Genomic DNA, 2761 nt, shown 5'->3' with positions numbered 1-2761 from the left:
TGTCGCCTCCGGTTCCCCTCCTACTCGCACGCCGCCCCCGGCGCGGGCCCCGCCGCCGACGGCGACCCCGTCCGCCGCGAGCTGGCGGACGCCGCGCTCGTGCGCGAGCTTCACGTGTACGGGTCGCCGGCGACGTTCGACGGCGACGACGGCGACTGGCAGCACCGTGGGTACGGTCGTCGGCTGCTGCGTGAGGCCGAGGACATCGCGGCCGACGCGGGCTTCCCGAAGCTGTCGGTCATCTCCGGGGTCGGCGTCCGCGGCTACTACCGCGACAAGCTCGGGTACTACCAGGACGGCCCGTACGTGAGCACGCGGCTGTGAGGCGTCGGGGCGAGGACCGAAGGGGTCCCGGGCCGGCGGGGCGGGCCGAGAGAATCGGGTTCGATAGCCACACCGCCGCGTTTTTGCGTTCGCCTTCGTTGTCAGACGTATGCAGACCGCCTTCCTCGCCACGCTCCGAGAGACCCTTGAGGGGTTCGTCACCGTCGAGGCGCGCGTGGCGGCGACCGTCGTCCTGCTGACGGCCGCGGCGGTCACCGCCCTCCTCCTGGCGCCGCGGACGGTCCGCGTCGTCCACCGGGTCGTCCGCGACCGGGTGCTCGGCGACGAGCGGGTGCCCGTCGAGGTGTCCGAGTCCGACTGGCGGCTGCCGGTCACGGCCGTCGTGCGGACGCTCCAGTTCGCGGTGCTGCTCGCCGCCGGGCTGGCGACCCTCGTCGTGTGGGGCTACGTTTCCGTGGCCCTGGCGGCGGTGGACGCGATGGCGGCGGCGGTGCCGCGGATCCTCCGGCTGCTCGTGTCGGTCGGGCTCGTCGGCGCCGCGGTCGTCGCCATCGACGTGCTGGAGTCCCGCCTCGACGACTACGCCGCCGAGTCGGACGCGATCAACCAACACCAGAAGGGGATCGTCTTCCGCGTGCTCCAGGTGACCGTGCTCGTGGCGGCGCTCGTCGGGGGGCTCACGGTGTGGGGCGTGAACCTCGGGGGCCTCCTCGTGGGCGCCGGCTTCCTCGGCATCGTCGTCGGTACCGCCGCGCGCTCGACGATCGGCTCGCTCATCGCCGGCTTCGTGCTCATGTTCTCCCGGCCGTTCGAGCTGGGCGACTGGGTCGAGATCGACGGCGAGGAGGGGATCGTCGCCGACGTCACCGTGATCAACACGCGCATCCGCACCGCCGGCGGCGAGGTGGTCGTCATCCCGAACGAGCGCGTGGCCAACGCCACCGTCTCGAACCGGACGCGGCTCGGCCAGCTCCGGCTGTCGACGGACGTGGGCGTCGACTACGACGCCGACCTCGCGACCGCGGAGGCGGTCGTGAGCGACGCGCTGGCGGACGTGAGCGAGATCGAGGACAACCCCCCGCCGCAGGTGGTGCCGAAGTCGCTGGGCGACTCGGCGGTCGTCCTGGAGTGTCGCTTCTGGATCGACCGCCCCAGCGCCCCCAAGCGGGCGCTCGCGACGGCGGCGGTCGTCCGCGCGGTGAAGGTCGCGCTCGACGACGCCGGTATCAAGATCCCGTACCCGCAGCGGGAGGTCACGGGCCGCGAGGAGACCGGGGGCTTCCGCGTCGCCGAGGGGCGCGGGGAGCCGCCCGGCGCCGCCGCGCCGGGAACCGAGAACTGACCCGCGTGTCGACGTCGCCGGGCGGGCCGCGGCGGTCGGACGCGACGGTCGCCGCCCGTCCCGACCGGTATCTTTTGATGACCGCCGGGCGGTGTGGCTGACGTGTTCGAGGGACTCTTCGTCGATCTGGTGGGGACGGAACCCGTCGTGCAGGCGCTGGCCGGGGGAGTCATCATCGCCGTGATGAACATGGTCGGCGCCCTGCTGGTGCTCGTCGTCCGAAACCCGTCGGAGCGGGCGCTCGACGGCGCCCTCGGCTTCGCCGCGGGCGTGATGCTCGCGGCGTCGTTCACGTCGCTCATCGTCCCCGGGATCGACCTGACGGAGATCGTCGTCCCCGGCGTCCCCGCGACCGGCCTGCTCTCGCCGGTCCCGGTGCTCGCGGGCATCGTCCTCGGCGTGCTCGTGCTCGACCAGGCCGACCACTGGGTCCCCCACGTCCACGTCCTGATCACCGGCCGGGAGCGGCCCGACCAGACCGTCGTCGACGCGAAGGTCGCCTCGGTGATCCTGTTCATCGTCGCGATCACCATCCACAACATGCCGGAGGGGCTCGCCGTCGGCGTCGGCTTCGGCTCGGGGAACGTCGCGAACGGCCTCTCGCTCATGCTCGCGATCGGCCTCCAGAACGTCCCCGAGGGGCTCGCGGTGTCGGTCGCCGCGATCAACGCCGGCTTCGACCGGCGAACGTACGCCGTCCTCACCGGGATCCGGTCGGGGCTCGTCGAGATCCCGCTCACCGTGATCGGCGCGGTCGCCGTCGCGCTCGCCGCGCCGGTGCTCCCGTACGCGATGGGCTTCGCCGCCGGCGGCATGCTGTTCGTCATCTCCGACGAGATCCTGCCCGAGACGCACTCGCGAGGCCACGAGCGCGTCGCGACGCTGGGAACGATGGTGGGCGTGGTCGTGATGCTGTACCTGGACGTCGCGCTGGCCGCGTGACACGGAGCGTCCGCGGCACCGTCGAGACCCCCGCGACCGGGGGGTTGAACCGCCGGAGACTGGGGTCGGAACCCGGGGTGGCGACGCCCTCGGCGGACGGCCGCCCGGTCGGGCCGGCGGTCCTACTCGCCCGCTAACGGTCGGCCGCGTCGGTCGAGACGCGTCACGGGGAGCCCGGCCCGCTCGGCGTGC

The 2761-nt window shown here is 73.2% G+C and carries 3 protein-coding genes; all 3 read left to right on the top strand.

Going from position 1 to position 2761, the window contains the following annotated elements:
• The coding region (locus ACQUQ1_RS21870) for a GNAT family N-acetyltransferase (RefSeq protein WP_435066313.1) at window positions 1-324 on the top strand (324 nt) is incomplete at its 5' end.
• Between the two features lie 109 nt (window positions 325-433).
• Complete coding sequence (locus tag ACQUQ1_RS21865; RefSeq protein ID WP_435066312.1) at window positions 434-1627, top strand: mechanosensitive ion channel family protein; 1194 nt, start codon at window positions 434-436, stop codon at window positions 1625-1627.
• A 102-nt stretch (window positions 1628-1729) separates the two neighbouring features.
• Window positions 1730-2569: a ZIP family metal transporter gene (locus ACQUQ1_RS21860; RefSeq protein ID WP_435066311.1), complete on the top strand. Its 840-nt coding sequence runs from the start codon at window positions 1730-1732 to the stop codon at window positions 2567-2569.
• The last annotated feature ends 192 nt before the right edge of the window (window positions 2570-2761 follow it).

Origin of the sequence: Halobaculum sp. EA56, from assembly GCF_051195075.1 — an archaeon.
In the GTDB taxonomy this organism is placed as follows: Archaea; Halobacteriota; Halobacteria; order Halobacteriales; family Haloferacaceae; genus Halobaculum.
Note: the sequence above shows the minus strand (reverse complement) of the source record. Positions and strands in the feature narration are given on the sequence as shown.

Excerpts from the sequence above, each read along its gene's own strand:
- ACQUQ1_RS21865 (WP_435066312.1), top strand. The coding sequence starts at position 434 with ATGCAGACCGCCTTCCTCGCCACGCTCCGAGAGACCCTTGAGGGGTTC.